The organism is Methylobacterium sp. ME121 (genome assembly GCF_000974725.1).
Taxonomy (GTDB): domain Bacteria; phylum Pseudomonadota; class Alphaproteobacteria; order Rhizobiales; family Beijerinckiaceae; genus Methylobacterium; species Methylobacterium radiotolerans.
In genome coordinates this window covers 1-24,230 of sequence record NZ_BBUX01000050.1, presented here as the reverse complement: position 1 = coordinate 24,230, position 24,230 = coordinate 1, and the positions used below count along the sequence as shown (strand labels likewise).

Annotated in this window: 19 protein-coding genes and 4 pseudogenes; 15 read left to right on the top strand and 8 right to left on the bottom strand. The window is 63.5% G+C overall.

Translation table 11 applies throughout. The annotated features are described in order from the left end of the window. Window positions 1-115: 115 nt before the first annotated feature. Genes ME121_RS23635 through ME121_RS23615 form a run of 5 tightly spaced genes read left to right on the top strand, consistent with a single transcriptional unit; the run spans window position 116 to window position 4,701 of the window. Window positions 116-994, top strand: a complete 879-nt coding sequence (locus tag ME121_RS23635; protein ID WP_059409688.1) for an STAS domain-containing protein — start codon at window positions 116-118, stop codon at window positions 992-994. Between the two features lie 15 nt (window positions 995-1,009). Next, a complete protein-coding gene (locus ME121_RS23630; protein WP_059409687.1) occupies window positions 1,010-1,408 on the top strand; it encodes an STAS domain-containing protein in 399 nt (132 codons plus the stop codon). Further along, window positions 1,389-1,793 carry an ATP-binding protein gene (locus ME121_RS23625; RefSeq protein ID WP_059409708.1) on the top strand — a complete coding sequence of 135 codons (405 nt, stop codon included), beginning with the start codon at window positions 1,389-1,391 and terminating at the stop codon, window positions 1,791-1,793. The genes ME121_RS23630 and ME121_RS23625 overlap by 20 nt, the downstream gene beginning before the upstream one ends. 2 nt (window positions 1,794-1,795) lie before the next feature. Next, on the top strand, window positions 1,796-2,800 hold the full coding sequence (locus ME121_RS23620; protein WP_059409686.1) for a SpoIIE family protein phosphatase: 1,005 nt from the start codon (window positions 1,796-1,798) through the stop codon (window positions 2,798-2,800). After that, on the top strand, window positions 2,797-4,701 hold the full coding sequence (locus ME121_RS23615) for an ATP-binding protein (protein WP_059409685.1): 1,905 nt from the start codon (window positions 2,797-2,799) through the stop codon (window positions 4,699-4,701). Before ME121_RS23620 ends, ME121_RS23615 begins: the two co-directional genes overlap by 4 nt. A gap of 828 nt (window positions 4,702-5,529) precedes the next feature. Here ME121_RS23615 and ME121_RS34140 read toward each other — a convergent pair. Continuing rightward, window positions 5,530-5,694 (bottom strand): annotated as a pseudogene (locus tag ME121_RS34140) (helix-turn-helix domain-containing protein); the annotation flags it as partial. Between the two features lie 33 nt (window positions 5,695-5,727). Next, window positions 5,728-8,493, bottom strand: coding sequence for a PAS domain-containing protein (locus ME121_RS23610; protein ID WP_491892870.1), 2,766 nt, complete (start codon window positions 8,491-8,493; stop codon window positions 5,728-5,730). A gap of 142 nt (window positions 8,494-8,635) precedes the next feature. Between ME121_RS23610 and ME121_RS34135 the strand changes: the two are divergent. The 5 genes and pseudogenes from ME121_RS34135 to ME121_RS34130 all read left to right on the top strand — a co-directional run. Further along, window positions 8,636-8,781: pseudogene (locus tag ME121_RS34135) on the top strand (IS110-like element ISMmg1 family transposase); the annotation flags it as partial. A 641-nt stretch (window positions 8,782-9,422) separates the two neighbouring features. Continuing rightward, complete coding sequence (locus tag ME121_RS23605; RefSeq protein WP_059409683.1) at window positions 9,423-10,004, top strand: recombinase family protein; 582 nt, start codon at window positions 9,423-9,425, stop codon at window positions 10,002-10,004. Window positions 10,005-10,008: 4 nt separating this feature from the next. Next, complete coding sequence (locus ME121_RS23600) at window positions 10,009-10,191, top strand: hypothetical protein (RefSeq protein ID WP_491892877.1); 183 nt, start codon at window positions 10,009-10,011, stop codon at window positions 10,189-10,191. A 76-nt stretch (window positions 10,192-10,267) separates the two neighbouring features. Continuing rightward, window positions 10,268-11,367, top strand: a protein-coding gene (locus tag ME121_RS23590; protein WP_491892869.1) for an IS3-like element ISMex11 family transposase whose coding sequence is annotated in 2 segments (ribosomal slippage) — window positions 10,268-10,520 and window positions 10,520-11,367 — 1,101 coding nt in all. Because the reading frame shifts where the segments join, the coding sequence is not laid out codon by codon here. Window positions 11,368-11,761: 394 nt separating this feature from the next. Continuing rightward, window positions 11,762-14,869 carry a DEAD/DEAH box helicase gene (locus tag ME121_RS34130; RefSeq protein WP_491892868.1) on the top strand — a complete coding sequence of 1,036 codons (3,108 nt, stop codon included), beginning with the start codon at window positions 11,762-11,764 and terminating at the stop codon, window positions 14,867-14,869. Here ME121_RS34130 and ME121_RS34125 read toward each other — a convergent pair. The 4 genes from ME121_RS34125 to ME121_RS23575 all read right to left on the bottom strand — a co-directional run bounded on the left by ME121_RS34125 (window position 14,866) and on the right by ME121_RS23575 (window position 17,800). Further along, a complete protein-coding gene (locus tag ME121_RS34125) occupies window positions 14,866-15,339 on the bottom strand; it encodes a hypothetical protein (protein ID WP_491892867.1) in 474 nt (157 codons plus the stop codon). The genes ME121_RS34130 and ME121_RS34125 overlap by 4 nt on opposite strands. 472 nt (window positions 15,340-15,811) lie before the next feature. Further along, entirely contained in the window at window positions 15,812-16,129 is a 318-nt protein-coding gene (locus tag ME121_RS23585; RefSeq protein WP_012340181.1) for a helix-turn-helix domain-containing transcriptional regulator, read from the bottom strand. Further along, window positions 16,129-16,455, bottom strand: coding sequence for a type II toxin-antitoxin system RelE/ParE family toxin (locus ME121_RS23580; RefSeq protein ID WP_059409681.1), 327 nt, complete (start codon window positions 16,453-16,455; stop codon window positions 16,129-16,131). The genes ME121_RS23585 and ME121_RS23580 overlap by 1 nt, the downstream gene beginning before the upstream one ends. Before the next feature lie 271 nt (window positions 16,456-16,726). Then, window positions 16,727-17,800, bottom strand: a complete 1,074-nt coding sequence (locus ME121_RS23575; RefSeq protein WP_491892866.1) for a phosphatase PAP2 family protein — start codon at window positions 17,798-17,800, stop codon at window positions 16,727-16,729. A 326-nt stretch (window positions 17,801-18,126) separates the two neighbouring features. On the opposite strand from ME121_RS23575, the gene ME121_RS23570 reads away from it, so the two are divergent. From ME121_RS23570 to ME121_RS23555, 4 genes are all read left to right on the top strand, one after another. Next, a complete protein-coding gene (locus ME121_RS23570) occupies window positions 18,127-18,780 on the top strand; it encodes a nucleotide-binding protein (RefSeq protein WP_059409679.1) in 654 nt (217 codons plus the stop codon). After that, window positions 18,755-19,039: a ribbon-helix-helix domain-containing protein gene (locus ME121_RS23565; protein WP_059409678.1), complete on the top strand. Its 285-nt coding sequence runs from the start codon at window positions 18,755-18,757 to the stop codon at window positions 19,037-19,039. The genes ME121_RS23570 and ME121_RS23565 overlap by 26 nt, the downstream gene beginning before the upstream one ends. 158 nt (window positions 19,040-19,197) lie before the next feature. Beyond that, window positions 19,198-20,211 (top strand): hypothetical protein, encoded by a 1,014-nt coding sequence (locus tag ME121_RS23560; RefSeq protein WP_059409677.1) that lies wholly within the window; start codon window positions 19,198-19,200, stop codon window positions 20,209-20,211. Between the two features lie 160 nt (window positions 20,212-20,371). Next, complete coding sequence (locus ME121_RS23555; RefSeq protein ID WP_059409676.1) at window positions 20,372-21,958, top strand: IS66 family transposase; 1,587 nt, start codon at window positions 20,372-20,374, stop codon at window positions 21,956-21,958. 1,273 nt (window positions 21,959-23,231) lie between these two features. Here the strand turns inward: ME121_RS23555 and ME121_RS23550 are convergent. Beyond that, a pseudogene (locus tag ME121_RS23550) lies at window positions 23,232-23,327 on the bottom strand (transposase); the annotation flags it as partial. 84 nt (window positions 23,328-23,411) lie between these two features. Between ME121_RS23550 and ME121_RS34120 the strand changes: the two are divergent. Continuing rightward, a complete protein-coding gene (locus tag ME121_RS34120) occupies window positions 23,412-23,549 on the top strand; it encodes a hypothetical protein (RefSeq protein WP_491892865.1) in 138 nt (45 codons plus the stop codon). Between the two features lie 247 nt (window positions 23,550-23,796). Here ME121_RS34120 and ME121_RS23545 read toward each other — a convergent pair. Then, a pseudogene (locus ME121_RS23545) lies at window positions 23,797-24,230 on the bottom strand (MobF family relaxase); the annotation flags it as partial.

Sequence of the window (24,230 nt, the reverse complement as noted above, 5' to 3'; positions counted from 1 at the left end):
TCAGGCGGCTTTGTCGTAGGGTGTGTCTGGCTCTGCTTAATCAGCGACTATCGATATGGCCGAGCTTCAGTTAGAGGCTGTTCGGGGGTTCTGAGCCCGGGTGTAGGATTTTGCCATGGCGGTCGATGGAACGGCGGTGTTGACCCAGACCGTCGCCGCTGAAGAAGCGAACATCCTTGCTGCGTGGTTCTCGCTCCTAAAGGCAGGTGGCGCTCTCCATACTGGACGTATCCGGGAGGCGGAACTCGATACCCAAGCGCGTACGGTTCTCGAGCAATTGCGCGTCAGTCTCGCCGCCGCTGGGACGGAGGTTAGAGCCGATGCGTACGCGCCCTTGCGCGACACGCTCGCGGAAGTCTCTCGGTCACGTGCCATCCAGGGCTTTACGCCCACCGACACCGCCAACTTCGTATTCTCGCTCAAGGAGCCGATCTTTGCCGCGCTCAACCGCGCCGGTGGCAAGGATCCGGCGGCTGTAGCCAAAGGCACATGGGCGGCAAGCCATCTCCTAGACGCGCTCGGCCTGCACACGATGGAGGTGTTCCTGGCCAGCCGCGAGGAGGTGATCGGGCGCCAGGGCCAGGAGATCGCCGAACTCTCCACCCCGGTGGTACGGCTTTGGGACGGGATCCTGGCCCTGCCGCTGATCGGAACCCTCGACAGCGCTCGCACCGGCGTCGTGATGGAAAACCTCCTGCAGGCCATCGTCGACGAGGAGGCGGAGATCGCCATCATCGACATCACCGGTGTGCCGACCGTCGATACCTTGGTCGCCCAACACCTGCTGAAGGCCATCGCCGCCGCGCGCCTGATGGGCGCCGATTGCATCGTCTCCGGCATCCGCCCGCAGATCGCCCAGACCATGGTCCATCTCGGTGTCGAACTGAACGTCGTCTCGAAGGCGACCTTGGCCGATGCCTTCGCCCTAGCCCTGAAGCGGACCGGCCGTACCGTCGTCCGAAAGCAGCCATCCATCTCCTCGACCGCCTCCTGATCGACGGCCAAACTCATGGACCGCATCCCGATCCTCAAGCTGGGTGGTGTGCTCATCGTCACCATCCAGGTCGACATGCACGATCGGCTCGCAATGGCCCTGGAGGAAGACCTCACTGCCAAGATCGCCGCAACCGGCGCGCGCGGCGTGCTCATCGAGATCTCCGCACTGGAGATCGTCGACTCGTTCATCGGGCGGATGCTCGATAACATCGCCGCCATCTCGCGGGTGCTCGACGCCGAGACCGTCGTCGTGGGCATGCGCCCGGCCGTCGCCATCACCCTGGTCGAACTCGGCCTGGAGTTGACCGGCATCAAGACGGCGCTGAACGTAGAGCGCGGCATGGCGATGATCCGCGATCGGCTCGCCGAGGATGACGACCTCGGGAGTGCACGTGCCCGTTACGAAGACTGAGGTCCTGCCGATCCGCTCCAGCGACGACGTCGTGCGCGTGCGCCAAGCCGTGCGGACATGCGCCGTCGGGATCGGCCTGGGGCTCGTGGATCAAACTAAGATCGTCACCGCGGCGAGCGAACTGGCGCGCAACACCCTGGATTACGGCGGCGGCGGTGAGGTCCGCATCGATGTGCTGCAGGAGGGCGCGCGCAAGGGTGTCCGCCTGAGCTTCGAGGATCATGGTCCCGGCATCGCGGACATCGCCAAGGCGCTGACCGATCACTACACGACCGGTGGCGGTCTTGGATTAGGGCTCGGTGGAGCGAAACGTCTGTCGAACGAGTTCCATATTGCGTCGACGCCGGGCGTTGGGACCCGCGTGACCATCGCGCGCTGGAAGTGACCATGCTCAGCGTGCCCGTGACCGAAGCCAGCCAGGTGGCGGAGGCACGCCGCCGTGCCGTGGCATTGGCCCAAGGCCTTGGCTTCGACGAGACCACGGCCGGGCGCGTCGCGATCGTGGCGACGGAACTGGCGACCAACCTCGTCAAGTATGGAACCGCTGGTGAGATCCTGGTCGGCACGTTCGAGGATGAGACCGGCACCGGCATCGAGCTTCTCGCTCTCGATCGCGGGACCGGGCTCTCCAACGTCGACGACGCGCTGCGCGACGGCCACTCGACCGGCGGGAGCGCGGGCACCGGTCTCGGTGCAGTGAGGCGGCAGTCGCAGGCTTTTGACATTATATCGTGGCCCGGAAAGGGCACCGCTGTGGTGTCCCGCCTGCAGAAGATCAACGCATCCGCAACGGCAGCCCCTCAGGCTGTGGCCACAGTCGGTGCGGTCACAGTGCCCCTGAAGGGTGAGACCGCCAACGGCGACGCCTACTGTGTCCGGAGACGCGGCGACGGATGGACCATGATCGTCGCTGACGGTCTGGGACATGGCCCTCTCGCCGCCAAGGCGTCGGATGAGGCAGTTCGGTTGTTTCGAAAGCATGAGGACGAGCGGCCCAACTCGATCCTGGCAGCCGTACATGCCGGCCTTGGGCATACCCGCGGTGGGGCCGTATCGGTGGCTCGTTATGACCCGGACAAGGGGATCGTGAGCTTCGCCGGCATCGGCAACGTCGTCGGTGCCGTGGTCGGCATCGGGGGGGCCAAGCGTACGGTCGCGCTACCCGGCACCGCCGGCCATGTCGCGCGCCGCATCCAGGAATTCGAGTATCGGCTCGATCCGGGTGGCCTGTTCGTGATGTGCTCGGACGGCATCGGCACGGCTTGGTCGCTCGACGCCTACCCGGGTCTGATCGGCGCGCATCCGAGCCTGATTGCGAGCGTGCTCTACCGCGACTTCACCCGCGGACGCGATGACGCGACCGTGATCGTGGTTCGGAATTTACACTCGTGAGGTGGCCGCTGCTCACCGCGCTGATCGCGCACGAGGACGACATCGTCGCGGTGCGCCAGCGCGTGCGCCGGATCAGCGAACAGCTCGGCTTCGGGGTTCAGGACCAGACCCGGATCGCCACGGCCGCCTCCGAGATCGCGCGCAACGCCTACGGTTATGCCGGCGGCGGCAAGGTCGAGTACGGCCTCGATGAGGACCGCGAGGGGCAGGTCCTCGTCGTCAGGATTAGCGATCGCGGTCCGGGGATCTCCGATCTGAGTGAGATCTTGGAGGGACGCTACCGCTCCAGCACCGGCTTAGGGATCGGCATCACCGGCTCGCGCCGCCTGATGGACCGCTTCGAGATCTCATCTGACCTCGACCAGGGCACGATCGTCACCTTCGGCAAACTGCTCCCCCCGGGCGGGGAGGCGCTCACCGGCCCGAAGGTCGCCGCCCTGGCCGATGCGGCGGCTCGCGCTCGGATAGAGGATCCCAACGCGACCCTGCGCGAGCACAACCGCGACCTCCTGCGCAGCCTGTCCGATCTGGCCGAGCGCGAGGAGGAAGCGCGGCGTCTGAATGCCGAACTCGTCGAGACCAACCGTGGCGTGGTGGCGCTCTACGCCGAGTTGGAGGCACAAGCCGCGCAGTTGCGCGAGGCCGGGGCCAACCTGGAGAGCCAAGTCGCAGAGCGGACCCGAGAACTCGCCGAGGCTAATGACCGTCTGCGCGCCGAGGCGGCCGAGCGCGAGCGGATGGAACAGGACCTGCGTCAGTCTCAGAAGATGGAGGCGGTTGGGCAGTTGACCGGCGGCATCGCCCACGACTTCAACAACCTGCTCACCGGCATCGTCGGGTCTCTCGATCTGATGCGCTCCCGTATCACCCAGGGCCGGACCGAGAGCCTGTTGCGCTATCTCGACACGGCGATGGCCTCGGCCAACCGGGCCGCCGCGCTGACACACCGGCTGCTCGCCTTCGCCCGACGGCAGCCGCTCGATCCGAAGATCACTGACGCCAACGCGCTCATCGTCGGCATGTCTGACCTACTGCGCCGAACCATCAGCGAGGCTATCGATCTGCGCATCAAGGCCGCCGTCGGACTGTGGCCGACCCTGTGCGATCCGCATCAGCTTGAGAACGCGATCCTCAATCTGGCGATCAACGCCCGCGATGCGATGCCGAACGGGGGAACGCTGACGATCGAGACCTGCAACGGCCATCTCGCCGACACGAACGCCGACCTGAGACCAGGCGAACTGCCGGACGAGTACGTCTGCATCGTCGTGAGCGACACCGGCACCGGCATGCCGCCAGAGGTCATCGCCCGGGCGTTCGACCCATTCTTCACGACGAAGCCGCTCGGTCAGGGCACCGGGCTCGGTCTCAGCATGATCTACGGTTTCGCGAAGCAGTCGGAAGGGCATGCCCGGATCGAGAGCGAAGTCGGCAAGGGGACGGCGATCAAAATCTACCTCCCCCGACACCATGGCGACGCAGCCAGCGTAGCGGGGCCGGCCGTCGCCGCCGAGATGCAGCGCGGGACTGGCGAGACGATCCTAGTGGTCGAGGACGAACATGTGGTTCGCGAACTGATCGCTGAGGTGCTTCAGGAACTCGGCTATCTCGTCCTTCAGGCCGTGGATGGCCCTGCTGGGCTGCGGATCCTGCGGACATCAAGGCGGATCGATCTGCTCGTCACCGACGTCGGCCTACCGGGGCTGAACGGGCGTCAGCTCGCGGACCAGGCCCGGGAGGGCCGCCCCACACTGAAGGTGCTGTTCATCACTGGTTACGCCGAGACCGCTGCAAGCGCGTCCGGCTTCCTCGACGCCGGAATGGCGATGATCACCAAGCCGTTTCCGATGGAGACCTTAGTGGCACGCATCCGCGCGATGATCGAAGATGACGCGTTCTAAGGTTCGGTAATTCGCGGTCATGCGAATAGGACCCTGCCGTCGAGAAAAAGGTCGCTTTCCCGACGCCCGACAAGACCAGCGCCTGGAGCATCGATATCGCGAGGAACCCTGTGTGTTGGTGGCGTAGCGACGGCTTGAACACCTAGTTCTCGTTGAACCTTCCTACAACTTCACTGAGGTCAGCTCCTGCAGGGTTAGATCGATTGCTCGGGCGAGCTGCTCGGCAGCCATGGTAGGCGTAGGCTCTCGCGACTTCGCGAGTGCGGCCTGCTGCAACGTGCGGAACTCTCGAAGGCGTGCGGCCGGGTTAACACCTCGAGCGATGGCTGACTGTACGAGGCCCTGGACCAGATCGTGTGCTAAGCGCTCATCAGGGCCAGGCGCTCTCCAGCCCGACGACGGCGGAAAGGCCGTGTTCATGCACATCCCAGCCGTCGAACGGGTCGACTTGCGCCACTTCGGATGACGTCCGCCATCCACTCGCTCGATCAGCCTTTCATCCTCCAGAACGTGACAGGCCAATTTGACGACCTCACCTCGTCGTCGCCCCGTGATGCCAGCCCGCTCGGCAAGCTGCAGAGTGCTCATGGGCACGTCGACAAGAGCGTTGAGGATGCGGGCACGGACCGAAGGTGGTCGGCTCATGATCACACGAACCCTATCACCCTTGAAAGCGGCAGGTCGCCGTCCAACGTGGCTCCTCCCGCAACGGTTTAGCCGCTCAGACCGTTCATGTATCTCTTGGGGACTACCTGCAGCCAGCCGGATGGGCTTGTCGCAAACCCGACTGTGAGCCGCAGAAGGGCGTCCATCGTCCCGGTTTCATCCTCCGGCCACCGCCGCCATGTTCTCCGTTGCCAGCCGGCAGTCCGCTCGCCGGGCAACCTCGGCCGTTACGAGGCTGAGGACCGCCTGCTCGGCCAGCGTGAACCGGGCCGCCAGGGCCGGCGGAAGCCGCCCCGAGGCCGCCCAGCGGCGGCGGTGCTTCATCGCCACGGCTGAGTCGCAGGATCGCGCCGATTGCGACTAACGGGTTGCTGGCTGAGCATTCTCGGCCTGCAGTTCCTTGAGCGAGGCTGTGACCGTGCAGATCAACCCTGTGGCGGGGAATTCCAGCTGTACCTCTCCTCCGAAGTTCCCGGCCAACCCGCGTCCGATGAGCCGCGTGCCAAACCCCGTCCGGGTCGGGCGTACCACCAACGGTCCCCCGGCTTCCGACCACTGCAGCCGCACATGCGCCATACCGTCGGTTTTCCAGTCGATCCTCACGCGCCCGTCCGCGTTCGAGAGAGCCCCATACTTGGCTGCATTAGTCGCCAGCTCATGCAGCATCAACGCCAACGACATCGCCGCTTTGGCCCCTACGGTCAGTGTTGGCCCCTCGATGACGAAGCGATCAGGCCTGTCCAGGTGAGGCTGTAGCGTGTCTTCGATCAAAATCTGTAGCGACGTCCCGTTCAGCGTGCCGCCAAGAAGCAGATCGTGCGACTTGCCCAGGGCGATCAGTCGGCCAGCGAGTACATTCTTGGCCGTCTCCACGTCGGTAGCATTGCGCATCGTCTGCGTGGCGATCGATTGTACCATCGCCAGCATGTTCTTCATGCGATGGCTAAGTTCTTGATTAAGGGTCTGCTGCCGCTCCTCGGCTTCGACCCGGGCAATCGCCGCGCGGGTGCGGTCGGCCACGTTGCGCACGAACCCGATGTCCTCGGGGCTCCAAGCGCAGGGAGCCGCCTTGAGTGCGTAGAGCAGGGCCACGAACCGCCCGTGCTCCATCACCGGCAGGTTGAGCAGCGCGCGCACATCAATTGCCGCCAGTGCGTCGGTCTCATCAGCCGTGCGAGGATCAGCGGCCACATCGTCGATGATGACGGGCTCGCCTGCCTTCAGGCTCTCTACGAAGGAGCCGTACTCCCGGAAGTGGTGCAGCCCGGCGATGCTGGTCACGCCCGGTGCCGTCCATTCCTCGGTCACCAGGATGGTTTCCGCGTCCGCGTTGACCGCCCCATAGCCGCCATGCGCCAGCCCGAGCGTACGACCGAGGATCTCCGCGGCCACCCTGGAGATCTCGGGCTTATCGCTGACATCGCGCAGCCGGTCGCCCAGATCGATCATCGCGGCGCGGCGCATCTCCGCCTTCTTGCGCGCGGAGATCTCTAAGAACAGCACCGCGAACCGCTGCCCTTGCTGCCGGCGCGCGCGGGCCTCGAAGCTACGCCCAAGCTCCGGCACAGCAATCTCGAACGTCTCCGGCTCGCCGCTGTCGACGACGCGCGCGTAGGTGTCGATCAGCGTCTGGGAGATTTCTGGCACCAATTCGCGCATGGTTCGACCGACCGTGTCAGCCGGCAGTCCGGTCAGGCCAGCAAAGGCGGGATTGACCTCCAGGAAGCGGAAGTCTGTGGGCGTTCCGGCTTCATCGCGGATGATCTCTCCGCTGAAGAACCCCTCCTGCATGCCTTCGAACAGCTGACGCCACCGCGCCTCGCTGAGGGCGATCTTATCCTCGGCCGCTTTCTGCTCAGTGAGGTCGCGCGAGACCGCGAGCAATTTCTCCGGCTTGCCGTCAGCCCCGAGGATCGGCGTGACCTGCACGTCCCAGTATTTCGGTGTGCCCTTGAGCGTCTGGGCCGCGCCCTGGAAGTGGCCGACTCGTCCGGCTTTGGCTTCTTCGATGGCCGCTTGCGCGTCTGCGTTGCCCTGATCCTGCCAGAACTCGGGCCATACGCAGCCCTTGATTGCATTGAAGTCGCTGACCTCCATCACCTTCATGCCGCCCTCGCTCATGAAGGTCAGCTTCGCGTCGAAGTCGAGCACCTTGATGCAGTCGGCCGAGGACGCGAGCACGCTGCGCATGAACTCGGCGTCGGCGCGCTGCTTCTCGGCAGCGAGCCGCTGTTCGGTACGGTCGCGCAGGATCTTGATGAACCCGTCCGGGGCGCCATCCTCGTCCTTGAGCTGCATCATCTCGCCGAGGGCATAGAAGCGGCTGCCGTCCTTGCGCCGATGCCAACGCTCGTCGTTGCCGCGTCCATGCAGCAGGGCCGCGCCCATCTCCTTCTCAGGCTGCCCGGCCTGGGTGTCCTCCTCGGTGAAAAACATGTGCGCGTGCTGGCCGAGCATCTCGGCCTCGGTCCATCCGAGGATCCGCTCGGCGCCCGCGTTCCAGCTCGTCACGTGGCCGGTGAGGTCCATGGAGATGATCGCATAGTCGATCGCGCTCTCCAGGATCGCCTTGCTGCGGTGATCGCTCCTGCGATGCTGCCGAAGCATCAGGCGCAGCTCTAGGGTGGTCACCACCTGCTGAGCTAACGTTTTGAGGACGAGGCGCTGGGCGTCCGTAAGCCGGCCCGGTTTATCGTCGGCCACGCAGAGGGTGCCGATGGCGATCCCTGTCGGCGTCCTCAGCGGCACGCCGGCGTAGAAGCGCAGATGGCTATCTCCCGTCACCAATGGGTAATCGGCTACGCGTGCATCTTTGGCCGCATCGGAGATCTCGAGGACGTCGTCCTGCTCGATGGCCAGGGCGCAGATCGAGCTGCTGAGCGGCAGTTCCTTGGGGCCGTCACCGACTATTGCCTTAGCCCACTGCCGGGTGCCGTCGATGAGATTAATCAGCGACAGCGGCACCCCGCACGCGGCGGCTGCCGCCTCCACGAGAGCGTCGAACTCAGCCTCGGTCTCAGTATCGAGAATAGCGTAGCGCGCCAGAGCAAGCTGACGTTGGTGGTGGTCGTCGATCACCTTTGTAGGCGAGGCTTCCGCGCGGCCTTCGTGCCGGAATGCGTTCATGAATTTTGTTCGAGCCGGCTTCTCTCATGCGCTGGAAGGCGAGCGCGAACAAGGCATTTCACCCGTCGAAACCCCCACATCGCACCGATTGTGGCTTTCGGGGGCTGAAAGCTCACGGTTCGCTCCGATGTCGCTGGTGGGCACCCGCCTCCGGCAGTGGCTGCGCGGGCTTCTGGCTCGGCGCACGCAAACACAGCCGTGGTTGCGCTGGCCGCCAAGATGGCCAGGACTGTCTGGGCGCTCCTGCGCCATGAGCGAGTTTACGAGGCGGCGGTCATCGCGGCCTGAACCCAGCTCGGTCGGCGAAGCCTTCGCCGGCCTTCCGATGTCCGCGTGTGGTGCGAGGAAGATGGCCTGACGGTCGATCGGTGTCCTGGAAGCCTTTGGCTGGAAAATGGCGCTCGACGCCGACCCCTTTATGAAGCCCAGGACGCACGGATCTCCATCTTGGCCAACGGTTCGCCGGAAGGCCGGATACGTTTGTGCAGACTGCCCAGACCAGCGGAACCAGAGCCACTTGCGGACGGGGCGGGCCATACGTTTACTGCCGATCGGCGGCGAACCGGTATCCACCTCGGATGAACAAAACTCAATCATCTCAAGTATTTACGAGAGAAAGTTGTGCGGGTCCGCCTCGGACGCCGATCCACAGCACTGACGTTGCCGCAGCACAGCGCATCTCGGAAAACTCTGGATGCTTGGGCCGTTCTGTGAGCTGCCCTTATGCGAATAGCGTGGTTGAGTTCCAGCTACGACGTTCCATTGGAACTCAACGGCAAGTGGCGCGGCCTACAATGTCCGGAAAACGTTCGTTTTCCTTACACGTTGGCCGGACCCCTCCCCGATACCCTGAAACGGCACCGTTTATGTAAGGAAAATATGTCAGGAAAACTATTGTCAGGCAAACGTTCTTGTGGGACTATCCTAACATGCTTGTCGGCTACGCGCGTGTGTCCACCCTCGACCAGAACCTGGACCTGCAGCGTGATGCCCTGCTGAAGGCTGGCTGCGAAAAGATTTTCGAGGAAAAGAAGAGCGGCAAGGCCGGTACCAAGCGCCCCGAGTTCGAGGCCGCCCTCGCCTACCTGCGCCCCACCGATCAGCTGGTGGTCTGGAAACTCGACCGACTCGGCCGCTCCCTTGTCGAGATGATGCGCACGATCGACGGGCTGCGCCTGAAGGAGGTCCACTTCCGCAGCCTGACCGAGCAGTTTGACAGCGCGACCGCCCACGGCCGCTTCGCCCTGCAGATGCACGGCGCCATGGCGGAGTATTTTCTCGACCTTAACCGTGAGCGGACGATGGAAGGCCTCAAGGCCGCCGTCGCCCGTGGCCGTAAGGGCGGCCGGCGCAAGGCGTTGTCTGAGGGGGATCTGGAGGTGGGGCGTGCCCTGCTCGCTGCCGGCAACATCTCGATTGCCGAGATCGCCAAGCGCCTCGGGGTCAGCCGGATGACCTTCTATACCTACTTTCCGCAGGCGCGGACGCGCAGCCAGGCGTCGAAGGGCTGACCCGATGCCGATCCGCCCAGAAAACCGCTTCTTCTACCCGATCGACTGGGTGCAGCTCTCACAGGTGATCCGCTTCGAGCGCGCCAAGGGCTACTGCGAAGGCTGCGGCCGGCCGTACGGTCAGCTGGTCTGCCACCTCGGCGACGGCCGCTGGTGGGATAATGCGGCGCAGGTCTGGCGGAGTTGACGTCCCCCCATCGCCTTGGTCCGGCGTGAGTGCGAGTTTTCCGGTTTTGTGAGACCCTGACGGGAGGAACAGAGCCGTGAAGAAGAGCAGGTTTACCGAAGAGCAGATCGCCTTCGCGCTGAAGCAGGCCGAGACCGGGACACCGGTCGCGGAGGTGTTGCGCCGGATGGGCATCTCCGAGCAGACATTCTACCGCTGGAAGAAGCTCTACGGCGGCTTGGGGACGGGCGAGTTGCGGCGGCTAAAGCAGCTTGAGGACGAGAACCGCAAGCTCAAGCAGCTCGTGGCCGATCTGAGCCTCGACAAGCACATCCTGCAGGACGTGCTCGCAAAAAAGCTCTGACGCCTGCTCGGCGACGCGAGCTCGTGCACCAGGTTCAGGAGGCGCACGGGGTGAGCGAGCGGCGCGGCTGCGCCGCGCTCGGCGTCGGCCGGTCGGGCGTCCGCTACCGCTCGACCAAGCCCGATCAGGCACCGCTGCGGATGCGCATCTGCGATCTGGCCAAGAGCCGGGTGCGCTACGGGTATTTCCGGATCTACATCCTGCTGCGCCGGGAAGGTTGGCGGGTGAATCACAAGAGGGTCCACCGTCTCTACCGGGACGAGGGCCTCAGCCTGCGGCTCAAGCGGCCGCGCCGGCACGTCAGCGCGGCACACCGGGAGCGTCAGCCTGCCGCGCTCCGGCCGAACGAACGCTGGTCGATGGACTTTGTCTCCGACGCGCTGTTCGACGGCCGCCGGCTGCGGGCCCTGACGGTCGTCGATGCGTTCACGCGCGAGGCTCTGGCGATCGAGGTCGACCAGGGCATCAAAGGCGAGCAAGTCGTGGCTGTCGTCAGCCGCTTGACGCTGCTGCGCGGAGCACCGTGCGCGATTCAAGTCGATAACGGGCCTGAGTTCGTCTCGAAAGCCCTCGACCGCTGGGCCTACGAGAACGGTGTCACGTTGGACTTCTCACGGCCCGGCAAGCCGACCGACAACGCGCTGGTCGAGTCGTTCAACGGCCGGCTGCGCGACGAGTGCCTGAACGCGAACTGGTTCTTGTCGTTGGCCGACGCGAGGAGCAAGATCGAGACGTGGCGGCGGCACTACAACGAGAGCCGTCCTCACACCGCCCTGGGGTGGCGAACGCCCCAGGAATTCGCCCTGGCGGCGGCCCTGCAGGCCGCCGAATGAGATCCGGAAGCTCACATTCCGGCCGGACCAAAATCCGGGGGACCCTCAGAGTGGCAAGGGCCGCAAGCTGAAGCTGGCACCACCAGAGGGGCTGCCGGCTGGTACCCCGCGCTACACGACCCGGGTCTATCTGGCCTGCGCACACCTAGACCACGACCCGGGCTACAACGAACCGACGAACCTCAAGGCGCTCTGCCAGCGGTGCCACATCCTGCATGACCGGGAGGAGCACCGGCGCCAGCGCTGGTTCACCTACCGGGTGCGCAAGGCGCTGGGCGACCTGTTCCTCGGCTCCTACCCGTTTCGCTACTGACGTCGGTAGACCCGTCTGATTGATCAATATGTGGTGTGGTGCTAGATCATCAGCACCAACATATGGGGGTTTTATAGGGGAATGGGTTTTCGCGGGTTGTTCATTGGTGTTGATCGTTACGCATCGCCGCACATCAATTGGCTGAGCTGCGCGCGCCGTGACGCCATCGCTTTGGAAACTCTCTTTGCGGACACACTTGGTGGTACCACCACGCTCCTCGCCGACGAGGATGCAACACGCGCGCGCATTGAAACTGCGTTTCAAGAACTTGAGAATTGCGACCCAAATGACACTGTCGTCATTAGCTTTTCTGGGCACGGATCAGAAAGCCATGAGCTGATTACCTATGACGCCGATGTAAGAAATCTCCCTGCAACAGCCATACCTCTTGACGAACTCACACGATGGTTCAGCCGCATTCCGGCAAAGCGCCTGATCATTCTTCTTGATTGCTGCTTTTCCGGGGGGATGGGCGCAAAAGTTCTTCGGGTTGAAGCCGTGCCGCGGCGTCTCAGCTCTGTTGAGGCGCAGCTTGCTCAAATGTCTGGTGAGGGCCGGCTGATCATCACGGCTTCGGCTGCAAACGAGCCTGCATGGGAAAATCCCCGTACCGGCCACGGCTATTTCACCCACTTCTTTCTTGAGGCCTTGCAGGGAGCTGCAGAGATCATCGAGGCTGGGCGGCTGCCGGTTTTTCGCCTTCTGGAATACGTCACACGCCGCGTGGTCGACGCGGCTGGTCAGTTCGGGCATCCACAGCATCCGGCTCTCCGCGGGACCATGGATCGTGAGATTAGTTGGCCTGTTTTCGTGCCGGGAGAACGCTACCGGACTGCTTTCCCAGATCGCGCAGGGGCGCGGGCTACAGCGGAAGTCGCTAGCCTTGCAGCATTCGGTTACCCGTCTGACGTGCTCGAAGCCTGGGCTCACACCATCCCAGCGCTCAATCAACTTCAACTTGATGCAATCAACGACTTCGGCGTCCTTGCTGGGCAGCATCTGGTTGTTGTAGCGCCGACATCATCTGGGAAGACGATGATTGGCGAGCTGTCCGCCATGAAAGGTGTGATGGAGCGCAAACGCGCCTTATTCCTGTTGCCCCTCAAAGCTCTAGTTGCTGATAAGAAACGCCATTTTGAAGCCGTTTATGGAGCTGCAGGTCTTCGGACTGTTGAGGCAACAGGCGAGACGGATGATATCTCGCCGATCATTAAAGGTCAGTATGACGTTGCGCTACTTACCTACGAAAAATTCGCCGCAGTCGTCCTGACTCATCCACATGTGCTTGAACAAGTCGCCGTCATTGTCGTCGATGAAGCTCAAATGGTGGCGGATAGCTCGCGTGGTGCCAATCTGGAGTTTCTGCTTACCTTGATCCGCATGCGGCGGCGGGATGGGATTGAGCCTCAGATCATCGCCTTGTCGGGGGTGATCGGTGACATTAACGGCTTAGATCGCTGGTTGGGCGGCCGACTCCTGCGCCGTGATGAACGTCCAGTGCCGCTTGACGAGGGGTTGATCCTTGCCGATGGCCGCTGGCAGTACCTTGATGCTGCAACTGGAGAAATGCGGACTGACGGACCCATCATCCGTCCGATCTACTCAGGCAAAAACTCCAGTCAGGACATAATCATTCCCCTTCTCCGCAAGCTCGTTGGAGAAGGGCAGCAGGTGATCGTATTCCGCGAGCAGCGGGGGGAAACGCGTGGCTGCGCCAATTACCTTGCACGGGAACTTGGTTTGCCGCCTGCGCGGGATGCCTTAGCCCGGCTACCTGGCGGCGATATCTCTCAGGCCTCTGCAGCCCTACGTGAGGTTCTTGCTGGAGGCGTGGCCTTCCATAATTCTCACCTCGATCGTGAGGAAAGACGTGTTATCGAGGAGGAATTCCGCCGCTCTGGATCAGGGCTGCGCGTGATTGTAGCAACCACAACGCTTGCGATGGGCGTTAATACCCCGGCGTCTTCGGTGGTCATCGCGGGGCTTACCCATCCAGGTGATACACCGTACTCAGTGGCAGAGTATAAGAACCTCGTGGGACGCGCCGGCCGCCTCGGCTTTACCGAACATGGCACGTCCTATCTTGTGGCGATGACCCTGCGCGAGGCGCAAGGTTTCTGGGACAGATACGTCACGGCCGCGCCGGAGGATCTGCACTCACGCTTCCTTGATGCCGAAACCGATCCAAGGTCCCTAATCGTCCGGGTTCTTGTGGGAGGGGGGCGTGCGGTTGGGGGTGCCAGAGCTGGTATGACCGCCGAACAGATCGCAACATTTCTTGAAGCGAGCTACGGCGCCTTCCAACAGGAACTGAGGTTAGGTCGTTGGAACTGGCAGCATGATCAACTCATCGCTGCAGTTACTGATCTCGCTCAGCACGGGTTGATTGAGGCCCATACGGACGGACGTTATGAACTCACGCCGCTCGGACGGCTAGCTGGCGAGAGCGGGGTCGAAGTTCTTTCGATCATACGCTTGGTTGATTGCCTGCGGCACCTTCGTCCAGAACAAATTTCTGACCCTGCACTTATTGCTGCGGTACAGTCTACAGCAGAACTCAATCAGGTCTATATCCAGCTGAACAAGAAAACGCCCAAAGAAGGTCAATCCTGGCTCTCGGCCCTTACACAGCAAGGTGTTCCACACTCCATTCTTGGAAGCCTTGGGCGTGATATGAAAGAGGCTTCTGATCAGGCCGCTCGTGCTAAGCGTGCTGTAGCAGCTCTTGCATACGTCTCTGGCGAAGAAATTAACGTCATCGAGCGAATGTTAGCCCGACACGGAGGTGGTTTCGACGGAGCTGCAGGGCCAGTTCGAAGCATTGCCGGGCGAACGGCCGACCTCCTAGGAACAGCAGCACGAGTGGCAGAGCTCTTGCACCCAAGTCTGCAGTTCGGCGATCGGGTCGAGCGGCTTACACTTCGCTTAACTCTAGGAATTTCTAGCCACGCTGTTAGCCTTGGGCGGTATTCTGGTGTTGGTCTAACTCGTGGTGATTATCGCCGCCTTGTTGCTGCCGAGCTAGCCGAGCCTGCCGTGGTTCTCACCGCGACTGATGCGCAACTTCTCGATTGCCTTGATCAGGATCGGGATCGTCTCGCAATTGTCAGATTTGCTGCTGAGATGGCAGCGGCCGATCAAGCAGAGAGCGAAGCTGAAACGGTAGAGTTAGCCCCTTACGTGGCCTAAAGAGATGGCTGCTGCGTTTCAGAGCCGACCTTAGCCTTATTGATGTCTTTGCGATGCCCGCGAATAAATTTTGTTAGGTTGGTGAATGTGTTAGGGGTAAGGATAGCTTTTTCCAGTTCCGCATGCCATCCGCTCTGTGCTTCAATAAGAGCTAACGCATCAATTACTTTATCACGGACGAGCTCCCGACTTACTTTTGGGAGTATGCCACCGTTCAGAGCAGCCGCCTGACATTCAAGAAAATTAAGGTATTCGGCGAAGGCTTGAAATTTATCATCCTGAATTGTGGCGCGAAGAAAGGTGCTTTCGCGTTCAAGAGTGTTAGCGAAGAACGTTTCTAAAGATTGCAAATCTGCTGCTTTACGGGCCTCTCGAACCTGCCAAAATATAAGAGGTAGAGTGATTGCAGCAATAACAGCAGAGGCGGCCTGCCCTATCGCTGCAACGATTGACCAGTCCTGATCAGTCACAGCTTGTTGTATCCAACCTACTTTTTGGAGCTTGAGCAGCTGGCGGGTTTGCAGGGGCAGCTGGCGCGGAGGGGGCGGCCGGCGACGAGGTCGGAGGATTACTCAGCGCAGACTGCAGGAGAGCCGAGGTGAGACCACGTTGGAGCAAGCTTGAGGTCAAGCCGCCTTGAATACCACTCAGACCGCTAGGAATATCCTGCGGGCGGCCATCGAAAAAATGGCCATTAGGTAAATTCACTTTCACAACCATCAGAGTCCCTCAGTTTTCTGGCAGGCATCAACGTACCGCAATATGCCTTTTAGGATAACCCGCGTTCCCGTTTTGTACAAAGCCTGAGTGCAGGACGTTGTGGATCAGCGATCTGACGGGGTCTCCAAGCTCAAGCGTTTTGCCAGCGCGCTGTTAAGGAGTGTGCGGTCGCTTCTAGCTGCTAAAGAAAACCGTTTATCGTTTGCGGCAAACCGTTTGCCGTTAACGGCTCGCGGCAACACCCAGATGCACGCCGGCGGCCTTCTGGACCGTGCTCAGAACGCTGAACAGGTTGCTCGCTGTGGGATTGCCGGTCGGGCTAAGCATGCGCATCAGGCTCTTGGACGAGGAGCCGGTTTCGGCGGCCAGGCGCTCAAAGCCGATCGTCGCGTTGATGTAATCGCGGAGGACCGCCTTGCCGGTGTCGAGGTCGCCGGCCAGGAACTGGTCGACTGCCTCGGTTAGCAGGGCGTCACGGAACGCCGGGTCGCGCTCAGCGCGCGCCTTCACGGTGTCTTTGAAGCTGCGGGTCAGGGCCATCACCCCTCCTCCTTCTTGCGTTGTTTGTACTCCGCCCAGTGCGCCTGCGCCTCGGCGATATCGTCCTGTTGCCGGCGCTTGGTGCCGCCGCACAGCAGGATGATCAGCGTGTCTCCGTCCCGACCGAAATACAGCCGGTAGCCGGGACCCCAGTCGATCCGGAACTCCTGGACCCCTCCCCCAACCGCCTTGGCGTTCGAGAGATTGCCGCGCTCCATCCGCGTCAGCGCCACCGTGACCTTGGCCGCCGCTTGGGCGTCCAGATCATCGAACCAGCTGGCGAACGGGCTCCCTCCGCGGGCGTCCAGAAACTCCCTGATCTCCATTCACTATAGTACCGTATATGTTACCAATCAAGCCCGCTCTGACAGGCTGCTGGCTCCTCGGTACACCGGAGGCGCTCTGCGAGTCCCTGATCCTGCCTGCGCGAGCGGCAGGTTTTCCCTGCCGCATGCCGTTTACGGCTTGCCGCGAGGTGAGTCTTCCGACGCGCGCGGCGAACCCCTGGCGCCGCCTTGTGTAGGCATGAGCTACTGTTTACCGCAAACCGTATGCGGTAAACCGTAGCATTAAACGCGGAGTGTCTGGCTGGCTGTGCTACATCACCTGAAGGCTCTGCAGCGCCGCCGGCTGCGGGTGCGGTGGCACGATGCCATTGCAGAAGTTCGCTTTGCCGTTGCCGCACTGCTCGCCAAACTCGCGGGCCTCGTCGACGAGCTGCGCGGGTTGTGGGGCCGCCGGATGCATCACGGCATGCGCCGGAATGACGGACTGGTTCAGCTGGGCGATCACCAGCTCGCCGACCACCTTGCCCACCTGCTGGCCTAGGGTGTGATCGCTGCGCCAGTGGACGCCGCCGTAGAGACGGGCGGTGCCGATGTCGTCTGCCAGCTTGCGAAAGGCATTCTTGTGCTCAGGGAACAGGCAGCCCAATACCTCGCTGGCCGCCGCCGAGTAGGTGCTATGGCCCGAGGGGTACGCCGGGTGTCGCGGCGTTCCGGGCGACGGCATCGCCCCCATGGTTTTCGGCACGGTCCGGAGGACCTTGCCGGGCTGGGTGGTGAGATCCACCTTGAAATCGAACAGCACGTGGAAGTCGTTGCGGTTGGCCGCTACCGCATACTCATAGGGGCGCCTGCGGTACTCGACCGTCCCCTGCCCCGTGGCCAGCCACTTGAAGTGCCAGGCCGCAGCCAGCGCACTCATGATCGCCAGGTCCAGCGCGGCCCAGATCAACGCCTGCCGTGGCGGCGCCAGCACCTGCCCTGGTCCGTCCTTGATGGTCGGGTCGAGCAGGACGTTGAGCACATGGCGGTGCCAAAGCCCGGGGGTTTCGGCCTCAAACAGCGTGGCAAGCTCGACCCCGTTGGTGATCTTTTTCGCCTTCTGCGGTAAGACGGCGCCGGCCGGCGGGCAGGTGAAGTACTTGCTCTCCCTTAAAAACCGACTGAGCTTGGTGGCTGGAAAGGTCGTTTCACGGCGGTTGTAAAGACCGACGAGTTCATCAAGTTCGTTCTTTTCATTGTAGGTATCATAACCCTTGATTTTGCCATCAAGGCGCGCGCGCAGATCTTCAATACGGATCGGATGCAGCACTGGGCAGCGGGGCCAGAAACTGGCTTCAGGTTCAACCTGTGGACCCGGCAACGCATAGGGGGTGACACCTGGCATTTGGTTCCTCCCATCGCTTTGAATGCCCGCCAAGTCTGCGCACGTCCGATCCTGAAATAAATTCAAAGTTGATGCTTCGCGCAGAGTACTGCTTTGACGGCGAGAAACCGGCAGTAAACCTTCAGATTTTGTCCGTGCGGTATGCCGCATACGGTAAGCGGCATGTCACGCGTTAGCGCGCGCCCCCTGCTCGCCTTACCGCACACTTTGCCGTAAACGGCATGCCGCTTGCCGTGTGCCGCTTAAAGCACACCGCTTGCCGCTTACCGCGTGCAGTTTGCTGTTAACCGCTTGCCGTTTAGGCTCGCCCCCGAAAGGATGCCGCCATGAACGTCATCGCATTTGTCACCCAGAAGGGCGGCACCGGAAAGAGCAGTCTGGCCGTCTCCCTGGCCGTTGCGGCCGAAGAGCGAGGGATCAAGACCTCGATCATCGACCTCGACCCGCAGGGCACTGCCAAGAACTGGTACGAGCGGCGGGAAGGGACCGGCGGGCCGGAGGTCAACGCCCTCCAGGCTGGTCAGCTCGACGCTGCCATGGGGCTCCTCAAGAAGCAGGGGGTCCAGCTCGTGATCATCGACACGCCCGGCGTCGACACCCCGGCCGCCACCGCCGCGATCCAGGTTGCCAACCTGTGCCTGATCCCGGCCCGGCCAAGCATCGCCGACATCGAGGCGGCCGCGCCGACCGTGCGCAGCATCACCCGCCTTGGCAAACCGTTCTCCTACGTCCTCAACCAGTGTCCGCCGGGCCGCTCGATCCGCACGAGCGATGCCTTCCGCGTCCTGCAGCTCTCCGGCGCGGTGGCGAACACACCGCTCGCGATGCGTGCCGACCACATGGACGCGCTGGCGACAGGGCAGGGGGTCACCGAACGCGACACCAACAGCAAGGCCGCCGCCGAAGTGCGCGAGCTGCTGCAGTGGGCGCTCAACCGCATGGAAGGAAAACAGCATGGCCAAGAAACCCGCGTCGCTTGAAATCGCCCTTGGCGGTCACAGCCAGCCCGCTGCCCAGGACACCGCCGAGGTCGTGCAGCACCCCTCCGCGCCGGCTGCCCGTCCTGGCAAGCCGCAGGAGGCCAAGCTCACGGTCTACGTGCCGCCGGCCGCCAGCAAGCGCCTGCGCCTGATGTGCATCGAGCACGACCGCGACCTGAACAGCTACCTGCGCGAAGGCCTCGACATGGTCCTGGCCAAGTACGGTCAGCCATCACTGGCGGAGTTTTCCGAGAAGTAAGGCGCGGCAAACGGCTTGCGGTAAACCGTAAGCCGTAAACTGTGGTCAGTGCCGACCGGCTGCATAGGGGCTGCTGCAACAGTGAGCAGAAATTTGGGGCTGCTGTTCCCGAATTTTGGTGCCACTGTTCCTGTCATGCCCTAGCTTGAGTCGCAGCCATGACCACCGGACGCCCGCTCACGCCTGAAGAACAGCAGCGCCTCGCGCGCCGCGAGCGGACGCTCAAGAACCGGCGCGGCCGGCGTAACCCGGCCGTGATGCCGGACCGCCTGGCGCGGACCTCGGCCTTCGTGCCGCGCAAGGTCAACCTGATCACCGACAGCAATTTCACCCGCGTCTACGAGGTGCCGGGCTACTCGGTCGTCGAGGTGAGGGGGCGCGAGCTGGGCAGCCAGCACCGCGACGCGATCTACGCCCTGTTTCGCCTGAAGCGCGAAAAGGTCTCCATGCCTAACCCGGACTACCGGCCGGGCACGTTCATTCCGCCCATGCGGACCTACTACGAGACGCGCACGAGCTGGCGCGAGCTGATCCGCGTCATGGGCCGCACCGAGCACGTCAATAACCTCCTGAGCCTCGTGCACGTGTTCCAGGAGATCCAGCAGGTCAGCGTGCTGATCCACGAGGGGCGCTCCCTCGACGAGCTCGACAAGATCAAGAAAACCCGTTCGATTGGCGCCCTGCCGGACAGCCGTGGCAGCGCCGCGCCGCTGATCACCGAGGTCAGCTGGGAAGGCGCCCAACTCGATAGCAGCGTCACCGTGCGCTACGGCCCGAGCGTGCTGCAGATGATCGAGAAGGCGCACCTGGTCAGCATCAACGCCGACGTGCAGTTCCGCCTCAAAGGCGACCACGCCAAAACGTTTTGGCCATTCATTGACAGCCAGCCGGCCTTCGCTTGGATCGACGAGGAGCGCTTGGCGCAGCTCGCCGGCCGGGACCTGTGGTCGGACAAGGAGACCAGCGCGACTCGCGCCCAGTTCCGCAAGGACTGCCGGCAGGCCTTCAACGACATGGTCGCTGCCGGTGGCCTCAAGGAGTGGCGCGAGGAGATTACCGGCTCCGGCTGGAAGAAGTCGCGCCGCTACCACTACACCCATGCCGCGCCGACCCAGCTGGAAATGGATCTGGCCAAGGCCGCCGGGCAGGCGACCGCGCAGCTGACCGCCTAACAGGTTGGAATTGCAGGCTGCATCCCGGAAGTGCGGCCTCAAATTCCGAACAGACGGCGCACCGGCCGCTGGCAACCTACGTGCTGATGCGTGGTAACCGGGGCAGATATCCGGGCGGTGGCGTTTTGCGGTTTGGCCGTGGCGTGATTCAACACCCGGCATGGCGCTGCCGGATCCCGATGGCCTGGATGCCCTCCCACTGAGCGAACTTCGCGGGCTCGTGGCTGACCTGATCGGTCAGGTCCGCGCCTTGACGGACGAGAACCGGGCTTTGCGCGACGAGGTCGCGCGGCTGAAGGGCTTACCACCGCGCCCGCCGACGCGGCCAACCCCGTCCGGGATGGAGAAGGCGAGCGAGCGGGCGCAGGCCACACCGGGCCAGCGGCGGCGCGGGCCCGTGCACGAGCCGGGCGTGATCACGCGCGAGGTGTTGCTCAAGGCTGCTGTTCCGGGAGGCTCACGCTTCAAGGGCTACGAGGATGTCGTGGTGCGCGACCTCGTGCTGGAAGCGGTCGTGATCCGCTACCGGCGCGAGCGCTGGTCCACGCCGTCGGGGATGAGCGTCGTGGCCGCGCTGCCGCCCGGGATCGTCGGCGGGTTCGGGCCGCATCTGCGCCGCTTCCTCCTGGCGGCACATGTCCAGGGGCAGGTCACGAGCGAGCGCTTGACCACGATGCTCTCCGGGCTCGGCCTGATGATCTCCAAGCGGCAGGTGGTCCGCCTCCTGAGCGGCCCGCTCGATCCCTTTGTCGCCGAGGAGCAGGCGGTGCTGCGCGCCGGTCTCGCGAGCGCGGCCTGGATCAGCGTCGACGACACCGCCGCGCGGCACGCGCGGACGGACGGCGTGACCACGCAGATCGGCGATGCACGCTTCACCGCCTTCCGCACCACCGCGTCCAAGTCCCGCCTCAACGTCCTCGCGCTGCTGCGGGCTGGCCACGAGGACTTCGTCGTCAACGCCGCGGCGCTGGCCTACATGCGCACCCGCGCGCTGGCCGGGCCCTTCCTGGCGGCGCTCGCCGCCCACCCGGTCAAGGTCTTTGCCGATCCCCCGGCCTGGCAGGCGCATCTGACGGCCCTCGGCTTCGATGCGCGCGCGGTCACGCCCGACCCGGTGCAGGTCGCCACCGAAGGCGCGCTGTGGGGTGCGATCCGGCATCACGGCCTGATGCCCGACACGGTCGTGGTCTCCGACGGGGCCGGTCAGTTCCGGATCGGCACCCATGCGCTGTGCTGGGTGCACGCCGAGCGCCTCGTCCACACGCTGATCCCCACGACCGCGGCTCAGCGCAAGGCCATCGCGCTCACCCGCACCCTGATCTGGTGGTTCTATGCCGACCTGAAGGCTTGGGCCCGCGCCCCTTGCCCCAAACGAGCCCGCGCCCTGCGCGCCCGCTTCGACCGGATCTTCACGCGCCGCACCGGCGCAGTGATGCTCGACCGGCTGCTCGCCCGCCTGCACCGGCACAAGGCCGCCTTGCTCCGCGTGCTGGAGCGGCCCGAGATCCCGCTCCACACTAACGGCTCGGAGAACGACATCCGCGCCTGCGTGACCAAGCGGAAGATCTCGGGCGGGACGATGAGCGAGGCCGGCCGCACTGCCCGCGACGTCATGCTCGGCCTGATGAAGACCTGCGCCAAGCTCGGCGTCTCGTTCTTCCGCTACCTCGGCAACCGCCTCGGGATCCCGGACGGTGACGCGATCCCGCCCCTACCGGATCTCGTCAGAAACGCCGCAACGGTCTGACCGCCCGGCAATCTGCCCCGGTTACGGGATCTGTCTGCTAAGTGCCTGGCAGTGCTCGTCTCACATCGGAAAGCCAGCCCCAAATTCAGGTTCAGAACGGCGTTCCTGTGCCCTGTTTCAGGGTGTTTGCGGGCCGGAAGAGGCCAAACGCCCGTGCGGGAACAGCGGCCCCAAATCTCCGCAGAAATCCGCCGTTGGCGCGCGCTTTTAAGCGCAGCCTTAGAGCTGTGGATAACATGGGGAGCCACCGGAAGTGCAGCCCCAAATTTGTGGAAGTGCGGCCCCAAATTCGGGAAGTCCGGCCCCAAATTGCCGGAATCCTGGCCCCAAATTTATGGTTTAACCCATTGCCACTAAACAGGAATTTTTATAAAGACTTCTTCTATAGATATCTTAAAGAGACCTAAAGAGACGCAGGCCTGTGGAGCGACCCCACAGAATCTGGGCCTTGAACAAGCCCGTGGACAGGCTGTGCACCTCCGGATCCATTTATGCAGACACAGACCCCGCCCCTTTTCGCTGCGCGAAAACCCGCTCCCCCACCCAATACGGAAGCCGCCTCCGGCGGCTCGATTCCAGATGGTGGTCGCCTGATGGCGACCAAAGATCGGCTCTCCGAGTGTGTGAGTGGCAAAATCCACCTGCGCGGCCTCAGGAAGCGTTCGGGGCGGCAGAACCGACAGCGTGACGTCAGAGGCTCCGAAACCTGCTCACAGCCCTCCTGAGAGGCTTTGTCACCGCGCTCAGCGCGGTGGAGTGATGATGCCGTCGATTCGCGACTGCGAATCCCGCAGGCGAGGGGGTGCCGATCCGTCAGTAGGGCTCGGCCAGCCGCGCGACCGTGGTAAATCTGGGGCTGGCTTTCCCGTGGCTGTTCAGGCCCTCAACCAGACGCTTGATCACCCCGCGGCCGAGGTGCGACCGAGCCAGCTGCGGCCGTTCGGCTCGAAAATCCGGGCAATTTGGGGCCGGTGTTCCCGCTAAAACCTAGGCTGGTAGCCAATTTGGGGCTGGCTTTCCCGTTCAGTCAGCGCGTGCGGCGCGGCTTACGGTTTGCCGCAAACCGCTTACGGTTTACGGCGAGTGGTTGGCTGAGAGTGAGCAGGGCGAGGGTCCGCGGATCCTGCCCACCCCCGTAATACCGCTCCAGGGCTTGCCGGAACCCGGGCCGGTCCTGAGGGTCCCCCGGATCTTGGTCCGGCCGAAAGGTGAGCCTCCGGATCTCATTCGGCGGCCTGCAGGGCTGCCGCCAAGGCGAATTCCTGGGGCGTCCGCCCATCCGGCGCAGCACCTCCGCGACCGGTGTCCCGGTCTCCGCCTGCTTCAGCGCGAAGGCGATTTGCTCCTCGGTGAACCTGCCCTTCTTCACGGCTCTGCTCCTCCCATCAGGGTCTCACACAACCGGAAAACTCGCACTCACGCCGGACCAAAGCGATGGGGGACGTCAACCTCGGTGCGCGAAGCGGTCTCGGGCGTCACCTCGGCGGTCGAGCAGCAGGCCGCGGCGACGCGCGAGATCTCGGCGAGCATGCAGATCGCCTCGGAAGGCGTGTCGAACATCGACCGGAACCTGCACGCGCTGCTGCGCTGAAGCGACGATCCCGCAGGCCACCTGTTGACGGGCTGCAGTCAGAAGCCTGAGAGCGGACCGACCAAGGCGGGCAAGTAAGTCATGCGCGGTCCAAGCGACCCTGTCCGCTTCGCTGGATCCACCGTCCGGAAGCGGGATGGCCGAAAACAGCCCTGCTCGGCCATTCCGCTTCCTTGCTTATCATGTAAGAAAAACGACCGTTTCTTTTACAAGCCTGTAGCCGCAGCGAAGTGGCTCTCCCTGCTCCTCAGCGTTCGATCCCACCGTGTTCGCGATCCGGCCCGGATCGGCCCAGAAGGCCGGCAACCTGCGCAACGAGGCGCCGCGTGTGAGCGGTCGAGAAATGGACGAGCTGCCGGCGCCTCTCGGCATCGAATAGCCGCCAAGCCGGCACCGTGAGGCGGTCTGGCCGGAGCCTGACCAGTGTCACGCGCAAAGCGTGGGCCGCTCGCACCACGCGGGCGACATCGATGCCGCCATGGACTTGTTCGGGCGAGCCTAAGGTTCCTTCGCGCACGAACGCGATCCGGTCGGCGGCATAATCGGCAACGTTGGCCTTCTCCCTGTAGACCCTCGCCTCGGCAAACAGCCGCTCCAGCACGGCGGTTGCGCTCGCTGGCAGGCGTGGATCGGCTTGGCGCTGCCGGCACAGGGCGTCGAGGCGGTCGCGCTCGACTACCA